A 13656-nucleotide genomic window follows, 5' to 3' on the forward strand; every position below is an offset into this window, starting at 1 on the left:
GCCCTGAATGCACTTCGGTCCGCATCTCCTCCTTGCCGCCCTTGAAGGCCTCGTCACATCAGCCGTTCTGGCGCTGACGGCGCTCGGGTTGTCGCTGGTGTTTGGCGTCATGCGCGTCGTCAATGTCGCGCATGGCGAGTTCTTCATGCTGGGCGCCGTGCTCGCCTGGGCGATCTCGACGGCGATATCGGGCCATCCGGCGCTCGGCTTCCTGGCGGCACTGGTGATTGCGCCGCTGATCGTCGGTGCTATTGCGCTGGTGGCCGAGCGACTGGTGCTGCGCCGGCTCAACTACAATCCGGAAGCCACCATCGTCGCCACGATCGGCATGCTCTACATCATCCAGCAGCTGGCGCTGAGTTTCTACGGTCCGGAAGCGCGGCCCGTCGAGCCGCCCTTCAGCTACCGCATTCTTTTGCCGTGGTTCGGCTATTCCGGCTACAAACTGTCGATCATTGCCGCCTCGGCGCTCCTGCTGATCGCCACATGGCTGGTGCTGACGCGCACCAGGATCGGCCTGATCATGCGTGCCACGCAGTATGACAGCGAGACGGCGCAGGCCTTCGGCATTCCGGTCGACCGCGTCTATGGCGGCGTCTTCGCGCTCGGCGCCATGCTGGCGGCCATCGCCGCGGTGCTGATCGTGCCTATCAGCCAGGCGCATTACCTGATGGGACAGGATCCGCTGCTCTTGTCCTTCATCGTCGTCATCATCGGCGGCCTCGGCTCGCTGCGCGGTACCGTCGTCGCCGCCGTGCTGATCGGCCTGTCCGACGGCATCATCTCGATGTTCTTCTCGCCGACCTTGGCCAAGATCATCGCTACGCTCTTGGTCGCCATGGTGCTGGTGTTCCGGCCGCAAGGCCTGTTCGGGACGGCATCGCGATGAGCGAAGCTTCGCCGGCAAAAGCCTATTCCTTGCATCTCGGCGTCATCGCCCTGCTCTTCGTCCTGAGCTTCGTGCTGCCGGACTATTATCACGGCCTGCTCGCGCGCATCATGGTGCTGGCGGTGTTCGCCATGGGGTACAATATGCTGTTCGGCTATGTCGGCCTGCTCAGCCTCGGCCATGCCATGTTCTTCGGCGCCGGGCTTTACGGCGCCGGCCTTGCCATCATCCAGCTCGGCTGGAGCGTGCCACTGGCCTTCCTTGGCGGGATTGCCTGCGGCGCGGTGCTGGCGCTGGTGATCGGCCTGCTGGCGCTGCGCACCACGGGTGTCGCCTTCATGATCGTCACCATGATGTTCGCCCAGGTGTGTTATCTCCTGATCCTCTACTTCGCCGCATGGACCGGCGGCGATCAGGGCCAGGTCGTGCCGCAGCCGGCGCGCGTGCTCAATCTCGGCGCGACCTCGCTGGACCTCACCAACCCGACCGTGCGCTACATGAGCGCTCTTGTGCTGTTCTCGCTGGTCCTCCTGGTCACGCTGGCTGTCGTGCGCTCCCGGTATGGCCGCGTGCTGGTCGCCATCCGCGAGAACGAGGAGCGCACGAAGATGCTGGGCTACGACACATTCTCCAACAAGCTCATTGCCGTCGTCGTCTCGGGAACCGTTTGTGCCGCGTCGGGTGCCGCCTATGCGCTGCTGTTCGGCTATGTCGGCTCGAGCTTCGCCTCGGTGCAGTATTCGATCCTGCCGCTGCTCTGGGTTCTGCTCGGCGGCGCCGCCACGACGCTCGGGCCGCTGATCGGCACGGTCTTCATGTACTATGTCATCGACGTCACCAGCGGCTACACCTCGGCCTACCTGCTGATCGTCGGTATCGCGCTCATCGTTCTGGTGTTGTTTTTCCCGAAGGGCATTCTCGGCTCCATCCGCCAGCGCTGGCTCGGGTGGCTGCCATGACGCCGCTTTTGACCACCAAGGGCCTGTCGCGCCATTTCGGTGGCCTGCGCGCCGTCGACAGTGTCGACTTCACCTTGATGCCTGGAGAGATCCGCGCCGTGATCGGCCCCAACGGGGCGGGGAAGACCACCTTCGTCGGCCTGGTCAGCGGCCGCATCCAGCCCTCTTCGGGAGCGATCGTCTTCGACGGCGCCGACATCACCGGCCAGCCGGCTTATGTCAGGGTGCGCCAGGGCATTGCCTACACGTTCCAGATCACCAGCGTCTTTGCCAATCTCAGCGCTTACGACAATGTCGCCCTGCCGGTGCAGCGCACGCTGAGCGATGGCCGCTCCAAGGGTGCGGTGAAGGCCGGCGTCATGATGGCGCTCGAACGCACGGGCCTCGCCGACCGCGCCCATATGCCGGCCGGGCAATTATCCTATGGCCATCAACGCCTGCTGGAGGTGGCGATGGGCCTGGCGCTGAAGCCACGCCTGCTGATCCTCGACGAGCCGACGCAGGGGCTCGCCGACAGCGAGATCGACAATTTCATCGTGCTGGTGCGCGACATCGCCAGGAGCGCCACGGTGCTTCTGATTGAACACAACATGCCCGTCGTCATGCAACTGGCCGACCGCATCAGCGTCTTCAACGCCGGCAAGATCCTCGCCGAAGGCACGCCCGAGGCCATCCGCGAAAACGCGGCGGTGCAGGAAGCCTATCTGGGGACCGCCCCATGATTGAAACGAGCAAAGCCGAGGCGAGCAAGACGGAAGCGCTGCGGATTTCGGGACTGGACTGCTTCTATGGCGAAGTCCAGGTGCTCTACGGCCTCGACCTCGTGCTCAACAAGGGCGAAGTGCTGTGCCTGTTCGGCCGCAACGGCGCCGGCAAGACGACGACGCTGAAGGCGATCATGGGCCTGGTTCCTTCAAGCGCCGGCTCGATCAAGCTCGCCGGCCGGGAATTGACCGGCCTGCCCGCGCATGAGGTGCCGAAGGCCGGCGTCGCCTATGTGCCGCAGGGCAGGCGGCTGTTCGCCGAGATGACGGTGGCGGAAAACATAGAGATCGGGCTGATGGCGCGCGGCAAGGGCAAGGCCGTGCGGGAAAACGTCCTCGATCTCTTTCCATTGCTGCGCCAGCGGCTGCGGCAGCGCTCGGGCACCCTGTCGGGTGGCGAGCAGCAGATGCTGGCGATGGCGCGAGCGCTCTGCCTCGAGCCGCAGGTGCTGTTGCTCGACGAGCCGACCGAAGGGCTGATGCCGTCGATGATCGCCAAGATCCGCGAGACGGTATCGAAGCTGCGCGAGATGCACGTCTCCACCATTTTGGTGGAGCAGCGGGTCGATGCGGTGCTGTCGGTCGCCGACCGCGTCTCGTTCATCGAGAACGGCCGCAACCGCGAGACGGTGGATGTAGAGGAATTGCGCGCCGACCCGTCGGCGGTCAGGCGCTATGTCGGCGTTGGTTGATCAGCCGAAAAACAGAAAGCCGGCGATCAAGAAGGTCGGGATCAGCACCAGCCCGGACCACAGCATGTAGCCGAAGAAGCCGGGCATCTCGACGCCGCGCTGCCTGGCGATGGCGTAGACCATGAAGTTGGGCGCATTGCCGATATAGGTGTTGGCGCCCATGAACACCGCACCCGCCGAGATCGCGGCGAGCGTCGGGGCGAATTCGGTCATCAGGTGGTGTGGATCGCCGCCGGCAAGCTCGAAGAACACCAGATAGGTCGGCGCATTGTCGAGGAAGGACGACAGCGCTCCGGTCAGCCAGAAATAGGCGAGATCGTTGGGCGTGCCTTGCGCCGAGGTGACGAGCGCGACCAGCGGCGCCAGCGCGCCTTCGTGACCGGCCCTCAGGATGGCGATGACCGGCACGATGCAGATGAAGATGCTGGCAAACAATTTTGCCACTTCGGCGATCGGACCCCAGTTGAAGCCATTTGCCTCGCGGTATTCCTTGCGAGAAACCGCCAGTGACACGAAGGCGAGCACGAGGATGACGGCGTCGCGCACGAGGTTCTGCAGTTCCAGCGTCACGCCTTGAACGGAGAAGGTCACATCAGGCTGCCACCTGGCCGACAGCAGGATGGCGCCGATGACTGCGGCCAGCAGCGGAATGTTGGGCAGGCCGCGAATGCGAACCTTCGAATCCGGCGTCGGGTCCTTGATCTTCGGCGCGCCGGCCTCGCGCCGGTGCAGGATGATGTCGATCGCCAGGAACACGGCCAGCACCAAACCGCCGACGGACAGCGTCTCGCGCCAAAGGTTGGCGGTCGTCCAGAAGAAATCGACCCCGCGCAGGAAGCCGACGAACAGCGGGGGATCACCGAGCGGCGTCAGCGAGCCACCGATGTTGGACACCAGGAAGATGAAGAAGACGACGACATGGGCGTTGAACGGCCTGGCGTCGTTGGCGCGGATGATCGGCCGGATCAGGATCATCGAGGCGCCCGTCGTGCCGATGACCGAGGCGAGCAGCGCGCCGACCAGCAGGAGCCCGGCATTGACCAGCGGCGTGCCATGGATGTTGCCGGCGACCAGGATGCCGCCCGAAATGGTGAACAGCGCGAACAGCAGGATGATGAAGGACATGTATTCGGTGAGCAGCGCGTGCAGCACGGCCCCGGTCGCCGACGGCACCCCGAAGGCGAGCGCCAGAGGCACGACAACCAGCGCCGCCCACAAGGCCGCGATCTTGCCGTAGTGATGCTCCCAGACATGGTGGAACAGCAGGGGACCGGTGGCGATCGACAGCAGCAGGCCGGCGAAGGGCAGCGCCCACCACAATGACATCGAAGCACCGGGCAGCGCGTGTTCCTCGGCCGCGACGGCTGCGTCCGGCAACAGCATGGCCACGGCAAGGGCCGCGCCCGACATCACGCCTGCACCGATCCGCGAAAAGTCCCCCTGCTGCGCCACCGTCCGTTCAGTCCGACAAATGGTCTTCGAGCGTCACGCCGGCATCGCGCAAGCGCCGCAGCATGGCATCGAGCGAGCCGTTGAGATCGATGCCGCGGCAGGCGTCGAGCCGCACGGTGGTCTTGAAACCCTGGCTGACGGCATCGAGCGCCGAAAAGCCGACGCAGAAATCGGTCGCCAGCCCGACCAGGGTGACGGTGTCGATGCCGCGCTCCCTGAGGTAGCCGCCGAGGCCTGTCGGCGTCGTGTGGTCGTTCTCGAAAAACGCCGAATAGCTGTCTATCGCCGGGCGAAACCCCTTGCGGATGACGAGTTCGGCCTTGGTCCAGGCAAGGCCGGAATGGAAGTCCGAGCCGAGGCTGCCCTGGATGCAATGGTCCGGCCACAAGGTCTGCTGGCCGTAGGGCATGTCGATCATGGTGAAGGGCTGCGCGCCCGGATGACTGGAGGCGAAGCTCGAATGCCCTGCCGGATGCCAGTCCTGCGTCAGCACGACATGGTCGGCGTGCCGGATCATGTCGTTGACCAGCGGCACGATCTCGTCGCCGCCGGTCACGGCCAATGCGCCGCCCGGGCAAAAGTCGTTCTGCAGGTCGATCACAACAAGCGCTTGGTCGGCCATTGGGCCTCCTTCTTCTCCGCGTTGGGCTCAGGCTCAGTAGAAAGATGCCGCTGACGCGACCGGAGGCAGAAACTTGACCAGATGGCCGGCCGCGTCAACCTCCGAAGGCGTAACAATCTCGTTGCAATGCAACCCTGGCAAGGACGGCGGTCGAAACTCTGGCTTTGACAATTTCCGCCGGCTTGATATCATTTGCATACGAATGAATTTCCGGTTTGCGGACCGGCAAGATCATGCCTGGGGTAAACGCCCTGGGAGGGCCATTTCGGGGAAGGCCCACTCTCTGGGAAGGCAAAGCGTGATCCGTTACGCGAAACCCACCACGGTAGACGAAGCGCTCGCGCTGCTTGGCGAGGGCGCCTGGCGCATTCTTGCCGGTGGTACGGATTTCTATCCGGCGCAGGGCGCGAAGCCGTTGCGCGACAATGTCCTCGACGTCAACGGCCTTGCTGCGTTGCGCGGCATAGCCGAGACGGATGACCACTTTGTCATCGGCGCGCGCACGACCTGGACCGACCTCATCCGCCACCCCTTGCCGCCGGCTTTCGATGCGCTGAAACAGGCCGCGCGCGAGGTCGGTTCTCCGCAGATCCAGAACGTCGCCTCGGTCGCGGGCAATTTTTGCAATGCCTCGCCGGCCGCCGATGGCGTGCCGGGCCTGCTCGCGCTCGATGCCGAGGTCGAACTGCGTTCGGCGAGATCGACGCGGCATCTGCCGTTGCCGGATTTCATTCTCGACAATCGGCGCACGGCCCTGCAGCCCGGCGAAATGGTGACCGCCATCCGCGTACCGAAGCTGGCCGCCGCCGGCGCATCGGCTTTCGTGAAACTCGGCGCGCGGCGCTACCTCGTCATCTCCATCGCCATGGTGGCGGCGCGCCTTGTCATCGCCAACGGCAGGGTTGCCGAAGCGGCCATTGCCGTCGGGTCGTGCTCGGCTGTCGCCAAGCGGCTTGTCGGCGTCGAGGCGGCATTGCTCGGATTGCCCACGGATGGCGGGCTCGCCGGCGCCATCCAGTCCGCGCCCATAACGGAACTGTCGCCGATCGCCGATGTGCGCGGCAGCGCCGAATACCGGCTCGACGCGGTACGCGAGATTGTTGCCCGGGCCGTGCTGACGGCCGCCGGGCCGATGAACGATCATATGGTGGCGGCATGAGCCAGGTCCTGCCTGAAGTCGGTGAAACTCGGCCGGATTTGGGCGGCGTTCCGGCTGGGCTCGGCCTCAAACGCGCCGACATTGCCTTCGCGGTCAACGGCACCGCCGTCTCGGTCAACGTGCCGCCGCTGCGCCGGCTGTCCCAGGTGCTGCGTGACGAGTTGCGGCTCACCGGCACCAAGGTCGGCTGCGATGCCGGCGATTGCGGCGCCTGCACGGTGCTGGTCGACGGCGATCCCGTCTGCGCCTGCCTGATGCCGGCGGCCTCGGTGGCGGGCGCATCGGTGACGACGGTCGAGGGGCTGGCCAACGGCCGATTGTCGGCGCTGCAGGCTTCTTTCCTCGCGCATGGCGCGGCACAGTGCGGCATCTGCACGCCGGCGCTGCTGGTGGCGGCGACGGCACTGCTGGACGCGACACCGAGACCGACCGAGACCGAGGTGCAGGATGCGCTGGGCGGCATTCTGTGCCGCTGCACCGGCTACCGGAAGATCATCGCGGCGGTGATGGAGGCCTCCTCGCAAGTGACAAGCCTCGATTTCCGCCTGCCGGAGTCCGGCCATGCGATCGGCGCGTCGCCCGTCAGGCTGGACGGCGTGCCAAAGGTGACGGGGGCCGAGAAATTCGGTGGCGATTCCTTCCCTGCCGATGCGCTCGCCGTGCTGGTGGTCCGCTCGCCGCATTATCACGCCGGCTTCGCCTTCGGCGATCTCGACGGCTGGGCAAGGAAGCACCCCGGCATCGTTGGCGTCTTCACCGCGGCCGACATTCCGGGCAAAAACTGTTTTGGCGTCATCGGCCCGTTCGCCGACCAGCCGGCACTGGCCGAAGGGTTTGCGCGGCTTCGCGGCGAGGCGGTGGCGTTGGTCGCCGGCGAGCGCGAGGCGATGTCCGATCTGGACCTCGCCGATTTTCCGATCCGCTGGACTGAGTTGCCGCATGTCTTGCAGCCTTGCGAGGCGCAGGCCGGGGATGCCGGGCTGATCCATCAGGACCGCCCTTCGAACCTGCTGACCTCCGGCTTCGTCGAACGCGGCAACCCCGAGACAGCGCTTGCCGGCGCCGCCGTTACGGTTTCCGGCGCGATCGACACCTCCTATGTCGAGCACGCCTATATCGAGCCGGAGGCCGGCCATGCCTATATGGACGGCGACACGCTGGTCGTGGTCGCCTGCACCCAGGCGCCCTACATGGACCGCGACGAGACGGCGAAGGTGCTTGGTCTGCCCGTCGACAAGGTACGCATCGTGCCGACCGCCACCGGCGGCGGCTTCGGCTCGAAACTCGACGTTTCGCTGCAGCCGCTGATCGGCCTCGTGGCGCTGAAGACCGCCCGGCCAGCCGCCTTGGCCTACAGCCGCAACGAATCGATGATGTCGACCACCAAGCGCCACCCCGCTGAGATGAAGGCGACCATCGGCGCCGATGCCGCCGGCCGTGTCACCGGCATGATCTTTTCAGGTGATTTCAACACCGGTGCCTATGCCAGTTGGGGGCCCACCGTCGCCAACCGCGTGCCGGTACACGCTTCCGGTCCCTATGCAACGCCGAACTACCGCGCCGAGGGCCGCGCCATCCACACCCATGGCCCGATCGCCGGCGCCTTCCGTGGCTTCGGCGTGCCGCAGGCGACGATCATGCAGGAGACGCTTTATGATGAGCTGGCCGGCAAGCTCGGCATCGACCGCCTCGACTTTCGCCTGAGAAACTGCCTTCGGAACGGATCCGAAACGGTTACCGGCCAGAGGTTGGAGTCCGGCGTCGGCATTGCCGAATGCCTCGAGGCCTTGCGGCCACATTGGGCGCGGGCGCAAGCCGACGCGGATGCTTTCAACAATGCCCGCGGCGATCAAAGGCGCGGCGTCGGCGTGGCATCCTGCTGGTACGGCTGCGGCAACACCTCGCTGCCCAATCCGTCCACCATCCGGGTCGGCATCGCGGTTGACGGCTCCGTCATCCTGCACCAGGGCGCCGTCGACATCGGCCAGGGTTCCAACACCGTCATCACGCAGATCTGTGCCGACGCGCTTGGCCTTCCGCTGGAAAGATTCCGGCTGAAGAGCGCCGATACGGCGATCAGCCCCGACGCCGGAAAGACCTCGGCCTCGCGCCAGACTTTCGTGACCGGCAAGGCCGCCGAGAAGGCGGGGCGGGCCCTGCGGGAAGAGATCCTGCGCTTTGCCAATGTCTCCGAGAAAGCAACCCTGCGACTGGACGGTGCGGCGATCGTCATCCGCGAAGGCGAAGCCGCGCGCCGCATCGATCTCGCCTCGCTCGACGCGGATGCCGACGGCTTCGTCTTCCGCGCCGAGGAGACCTACGACCCGCCGACGCTGCCGCTCGACGCCAAGGGCCAAGGCAAACCCTACGCCGTCTATGGCTATGGCGCGCAGATCGCCGAACTCGAGGTCGATCTCAAGCTCGGCACGGTGAAGCTGATCAAGATCACCGCCGCGCATGATGTCGGCAAGGCGATCAACCCGCTGCTGGTCGAGGGCCAGATCGAGGGCGGCATCGCGCAAGGCATCGGCATGGCGCTGATGGAAGAGTACATTCCCGGCCGCACCGAGAACCTGCACGACTATCTCATCCCGACCATCGGCGACGTGCCCCCGATCGAAACCATCCTGGTCGAGGTTCCCGATCCTGAAGGGCCGTTCGGCGCCAAGGGCCTGGGTGAGCATGTGCTGATCCCGACCGCACCCGCGATCCTCAACGCCATCCGCCATGCCACCGGCGTGCTGGTCACCAAGGTTCCGGCGACGCCGACGCGCATCCGCGCCGCCATTCGCGAAAAGGAGGCACGCGCATGAGTGAGCTTGCCGAGCGTTTCGAGACGCACGATCCCGGCGAGAAGCTGGTGGCGGAGAAGATCCGCTGCGATGCGTGCCCGGTCATGTGCTACATAGCCGATGGCCGCACCGGCGCCTGCGACCGCTATGGCAATGCCGGCGGCCGGATCGTGCGCGTCGACCCGCTGACTATCCTCGACCATGCGGCCGAGACCGGCGGGACAGTCGTGCCCTTCGTCGCCGATGGCGAGGCATGGGTCGGCGAACTGGTCAACACCGGCCGCCGCTTCGTCACGGCAATCGGCGCGGGCACGACCTATCCCGACTACAAGCCGGCGCCGTTCATCGTCAGCCAGCAGGTCGAAGGCGTCGATCTCGTTACCGTCGTCACCGAAGGCATTTTTTCGTATTGCGGCGTCAAGGTGAAGATCGACACCGACCGTCATATCGGACCGGAAACGGCGATCGTGCGAGCCCAGGGCGAAGCGATCGGCCATGTCACGACGGGCGAATATGGCTCGCAGATGCTGTCGCTGGGCGGCGTGCACCATCTGACCGGCGGCTCCAAGGCGGAAGGCCGGGCAACCTGCGACGCGCTGCTCAACCTGTGCAACCGCAAGCCGGTGGAACTGACCATCGACGGCGGCGCCACCATCATCGTGGAAGCCGGCAAACCGCCTGTCATCGACGGCAAGCAGGAACACCGCATGCGTGTCGGCTGCGGTTCGGCCACCATCGGCATGTTCGCCACGCAATGGCGCGGGCTGGTCGACGAAGTGGTGGTGGTCGACGACCACATCACCGGCGTCGTCTCCGAGCACCAGGCCGGCAAGGTGCTGGGCTGGCAGGATACGGGCATCAAGATCATCGGCCGCCGCTCGACGCCGGGCCGCTATTTCAAGGTCTCCGAGCCCGGCCTCGGCTGGGGCGGCACCTCGATTTCCGACCCGCTGTCGATCCTCGGTGAGTGGAACGCCAAGAAGGGCGCGCGGCCGGGCCTATCGCTGCTGATGGTTTCGACCACCGGCGAGCAGTTCGCCTACTACGAACTCGACGACGAATTGAAGCCGGTCGAGAAGCCGTTTCCGGAGCGGTTGCAGAAGTCGGTCAATCTGATCGAGGACAATTGCGAGCCGGCGTTGTGCACCGTGCTGTTCATCGGCGGTGCCGGCGGCTCGCTGCGCGCCGGCGTCACCGAAAACCCCGTCAATCTCACCCGTTCGGTGCAAGGCCTGAAGACCTATGTGACGGTCGGCGGCGCACCGGTCTATGTCTGGCCGGGGGGCGGCATCACGCTGATGGTCGATGTCACCAGGGTGCCGGAAGGCGGCTTCGGCTATGTGCCGACGCCGGCGCTGGTGGCGCCGATCGAGTTCACCTTGCGCCGCGACGATTATGTCAGGCTTGGCGGGTACGAGGCCGAGATCCGCAGCGTCGAGGACATCGTCGCCAAGGGCGGCGAATACCTCAACCCGCGCCAAGGCACCGGTGCGCCGTCCTACAATCCATGGCCGCCGCTGGCGCAGTTGCGGCGCGCCGCATCGAACGGAACCGAATGATGGACGGCCCGCAAGCGCATTGGCTGCAGGACGGCAAGCGGCTGCATCTCAACCATGGGCCGATCGACCTGATCATCGAGGCCTTCGGCGAGGCGCAGGAATGCCGCCTGGCGTATGAGCAAGCCGTCGCGCGATTCCAGACGATGCTGATCGAGCTGGTCAGGGAGCTTCCCGAATTGCGGCTCCCGGCATTTTTCCTGGCGCCGCGCGCTTTTGACGGTCCGACGGCGCGCCGGATGGAAGCGGCCGTCATGCCGTTGGCAGAAAGCTTCATAACACCGATGGCGGCCGTTGCAGGATCGGTAGCCGACGAAATGCTCGCTGCATTGCTTGCCGGCCGCAGGCTCGAGCGCGCCTATGTCAACAATGGCGGTGACAGCGCACTTCACATCGGCAAGGGCCGGTCGATCGGCCTGGCGGTCGCCGGGACCGGCAACGGCATGGCCGACCGGATCACGATCCGCGCGGAGGATGGCGTCGGCGGTGTCGCCACCAGCGGCTGGCGCGGCCGTTCCTTCTCGCTTGGCATTGCCGACGCCGTCACCGTGCTGGCGCGGACCGGCGCCGAGGCCGATGCGGCGGCAACGCTCATTGCCAATGCGGTGAACCTGCCCGGCAATCCGGCCATCAAGCGCATTCCCGCATGTGAATTGTCGCCCGACAGCGACCTTGGCGCGCGACTGGTGACGCAAGGCGTCGGCATGCTTGCGCCTGGCGAGGTGGCGCGGGCGCTGGACAATGGCCTTGCCGTCGCCGAAGATTTTCGCCGGCGCGGCCTGGTTGCCGGATCGGCGCTGTTTCTTGGCGGCGAGGCCCGCATCAGTGGTTCGGTGGCGCTTGCCGCACCCAGCAAAAATCCGAGGGAGGAAGTTGCCCATGCCTGAGTTTCCGATCCGCAAGATCGCGGTGCTGAGCGAAGAGATCTTTCACGAAGGCGGTCCGGTCGCGGACGTGCCGCGCCGGCGTGCGGCGGCCATGGCCGTGGTCAGGAACCCGTTCGCCGGGCGCTATGTCGAGGATCTGCAAAGCGCCATGGACGATCTGAAGCCGCTCGGCCTGCTGCTTTCCGACAGGCTGATCGCCGCACTGGGCGGCGACGTCAAACAGATCGACGGCTACGGCAAGGGCGCCATTGTCGGAACGGCGGGCGAACTGGAGCACGGCGCGCTCTGGCACGTGCCGGGCGGCTACGCCATGCGCGAGCGGCTTGGCGACGCCAAGGCGATCGTGCCGTCGGCCAAGAAGGTCGGCGCCTTCGGCTCGAAGCTCGACGTGCCGCTCGGCCATATCAACGCCGCCTATGTGCGCAGCCATTTCGACGCCATGGAAGTCGGCATCAGCGACGGGCCGCGCCCCGACGAGATTCTTTTTTGTCTGGCCATGACCTGCGGACCGCGCATCCACAACCGCATGGGCGGCCTCGCGGCCGACGGCATCAAGGCCTGGGACGGGCTTCGGTGAGCGGCGAGGACAATCTGCTCAAGCTGGTCGAGGTCGAAGAGCCCGAGGAACAGGATTACCTGCTGCAGGAGCAGGTCGGCTTCATCCTGCGCAAGGCGCACCAGCGCCATGTCTCGATCTTCGCCGCGCATATCGGCGACCTGACGCCGCCGCAATTCGCGGCGCTCGCCAAGCTGCGCGACGTCGGCGAGACCTCGCAGAACCAGCTCGGCACGCTGATCGCCATGGATGCGGCGACGGTGAAGGGCGTGATCGACCGGCTGAAGGCGCGCGGCCTGGTCGAGCTCTCCAAGCATGAGGTCGACAAAAGGCGGCTGCTGGTCAATCTGACCGCGGAAGGCCGCGACGCGATCGAACGCCTGATCCCGCTGGCGCGCGAGATCACCAGGGAAACGCTGGCGCCGCTCTCGGCCAAGGAGATCGCCACCTTCATGAAGCTGCTGGCCAAGCTGGCGTAGGTGCCGCCGCGATCCATCGCATCAAATGGCGATCAGAGCGTGAACGCTCCCCTGCACAGTTCCTGCAGCTTCGAGAAGACGCCCTTGCCGCCGGTGATGACCTGCGTGCCACTCTGCAGCACCGTCTTGGGATCCGCCTTCAGGACCGTGCCGCCGGCCTCCTCGATCAGCAGCATGCCGGCCAGGCAGTCCCAGGCGTTCATGTGTTCCTCGACATAGCCAAGCAGCCGGCCCGAGGCCACATAGGCCAGCATCAGGGCGCCGGACGCGTTGCGGAAGAAGACACCGCCTTCGGCGAGGATCTTCTTGATCAGCACCGCGATGTTCTCGGCCTCGGCCCGATTCGAGAATCCAGTCCCCACAGAGCCTTCTTCCAGGCTGGTCGCGGCACTTGCCTTGATCGGCCTGCCGTTGATGAAGGCGCCGCCACCGCGCCTGCCATGGAACGTCTCGCCGGTCGACGGTTCGTGGATGACGCCGACGACCGTCTCCCCGTCCCTTGCGCAAGCGATGACCACGCACCAGGCCGGAATGCCGCGCACGAAATTGGCGGTGCCGTCGATGGGATCGATGACCCAGGCATAGCCGCTCGAGCCAGCGACCGAGGCGTGTTCCTCGCCGACGATGCCGTCCTGCGGATAGGCCTTGGCGATCGCCGCACGGATGAACAGCTCGACCTCGCGGTCGGCTTGCGAAACCAGGTCCTGATGGCCCTTGCTCTCGATGGTCAGGCTTTCCAGATCGCGGAAATATTCGAGGCCGCGTTCGCCGGCCCGGCGCGCCAGATCGATGGCAAACTGCGTGCGGGCGTCAAGATCATGGGTCACGGGAAGGCTCGCTCTCGCTGGA

General features: G+C 65.9%; 13 protein-coding genes. 10 read left to right on the forward strand and 3 right to left on the reverse strand.

What is annotated here, in order from left to right:
• Window positions 1–7: 7 nt before the first annotated feature.
• Genes C1D09_RS25870 through C1D09_RS25885 form a run of 4 tightly spaced genes read left to right on the forward strand, consistent with a single transcriptional unit; the run spans window position 8 to window position 3304 of the window.
• Complete coding sequence (locus C1D09_RS25870) at window positions 8–889, forward strand: branched-chain amino acid ABC transporter permease (protein ID WP_095788473.1); 882 nt, start codon at window positions 8–10, stop codon at window positions 887–889.
• Complete coding sequence (locus C1D09_RS25875) at window positions 886–1848, forward strand: branched-chain amino acid ABC transporter permease (protein WP_143976913.1); 963 nt, start codon at window positions 886–888, stop codon at window positions 1846–1848. The genes C1D09_RS25870 and C1D09_RS25875 overlap by 4 nt, the downstream gene beginning before the upstream one ends.
• Entirely contained in the window at window positions 1845–2570 is a 726-nt protein-coding gene (locus C1D09_RS25880; RefSeq protein ID WP_143976914.1) for an ABC transporter ATP-binding protein, read from the forward strand. Before C1D09_RS25875 ends, C1D09_RS25880 begins: the two co-directional genes overlap by 4 nt.
• Window positions 2567–3304 (forward strand): ABC transporter ATP-binding protein, encoded by a 738-nt coding sequence (locus C1D09_RS25885; RefSeq protein ID WP_143976915.1) that lies wholly within the window; start codon window positions 2567–2569, stop codon window positions 3302–3304. Before C1D09_RS25880 ends, C1D09_RS25885 begins: the two co-directional genes overlap by 4 nt.
• Here the strand turns inward: C1D09_RS25885 and C1D09_RS25890 are convergent, their stop codons facing one another.
• Both C1D09_RS25890 and pncA read right to left on the reverse strand, forming a co-directional pair.
• Window positions 3305–4714, reverse strand: a complete 1410-nt coding sequence (locus C1D09_RS25890; RefSeq protein WP_143976916.1) for a sodium:proton antiporter — start codon at window positions 4712–4714, stop codon at window positions 3305–3307.
• A gap of 49 nt (window positions 4715–4763) precedes the next feature.
• Entirely contained in the window at window positions 4764–5378 is a 615-nt protein-coding gene (pncA, locus tag C1D09_RS25895; protein ID WP_143976917.1) for a bifunctional nicotinamidase/pyrazinamidase, read from the reverse strand.
• Window positions 5379–5676: 298 nt separating this feature from the next.
• Between pncA and C1D09_RS25900 the strand changes: the two genes are divergently transcribed.
• Genes C1D09_RS25900 through C1D09_RS25925 form a run of 6 tightly spaced genes read left to right on the forward strand, consistent with a single transcriptional unit; the run spans window position 5677 to window position 12807 of the window.
• Window positions 5677–6537: an FAD binding domain-containing protein gene (locus C1D09_RS25900; protein ID WP_143976918.1), complete on the forward strand. Its 861-nt coding sequence runs from the start codon at window positions 5677–5679 to the stop codon at window positions 6535–6537.
• The gene (locus tag C1D09_RS25905; RefSeq protein ID WP_143976919.1) at window positions 6534–9350 is read left to right on the forward strand and encodes a molybdopterin-dependent oxidoreductase; all 2817 of its coding nucleotides are present in this window, start codon (window positions 6534–6536) and stop codon (window positions 9348–9350) included. The genes C1D09_RS25900 and C1D09_RS25905 overlap by 4 nt, the downstream gene beginning before the upstream one ends.
• Entirely contained in the window at window positions 9347–10888 is a 1542-nt protein-coding gene (locus C1D09_RS25910) for a 6-hydroxynicotinate reductase (protein WP_143976920.1), read from the forward strand. Before C1D09_RS25905 ends, C1D09_RS25910 begins: the two co-directional genes overlap by 4 nt.
• Complete coding sequence (locus C1D09_RS25915) at window positions 10888–11772, forward strand: UPF0280 family protein (protein WP_143976921.1); 885 nt, start codon at window positions 10888–10890, stop codon at window positions 11770–11772. Before C1D09_RS25910 ends, C1D09_RS25915 begins: the two co-directional genes overlap by 1 nt.
• Window positions 11765–12349 (forward strand): amino acid synthesis family protein, encoded by a 585-nt coding sequence (locus tag C1D09_RS25920; protein ID WP_095793936.1) that lies wholly within the window; start codon window positions 11765–11767, stop codon window positions 12347–12349. Before C1D09_RS25915 ends, C1D09_RS25920 begins: the two co-directional genes overlap by 8 nt.
• Complete coding sequence (locus tag C1D09_RS25925) at window positions 12346–12807, forward strand: MarR family winged helix-turn-helix transcriptional regulator (protein WP_010912774.1); 462 nt, start codon at window positions 12346–12348, stop codon at window positions 12805–12807. The genes C1D09_RS25920 and C1D09_RS25925 overlap by 4 nt, the downstream gene beginning before the upstream one ends.
• A gap of 32 nt (window positions 12808–12839) precedes the next feature.
• On the opposite strand, the gene C1D09_RS25930 is transcribed toward C1D09_RS25925, so the two are convergent.
• The gene (locus C1D09_RS25930; protein ID WP_143976922.1) at window positions 12840–13634 is read right to left on the reverse strand and encodes an inositol monophosphatase family protein; all 795 of its coding nucleotides are present in this window, start codon (window positions 13632–13634) and stop codon (window positions 12840–12842) included.
• Window positions 13635–13656: the final 22 nt, after the last annotated feature.

The sequence above is a fragment of the Mesorhizobium intechi genome (genome assembly GCF_002879535.1).
GTDB classification, from domain to species: Bacteria; Pseudomonadota; Alphaproteobacteria; order Rhizobiales; family Rhizobiaceae; genus Mesorhizobium; species Mesorhizobium intechi.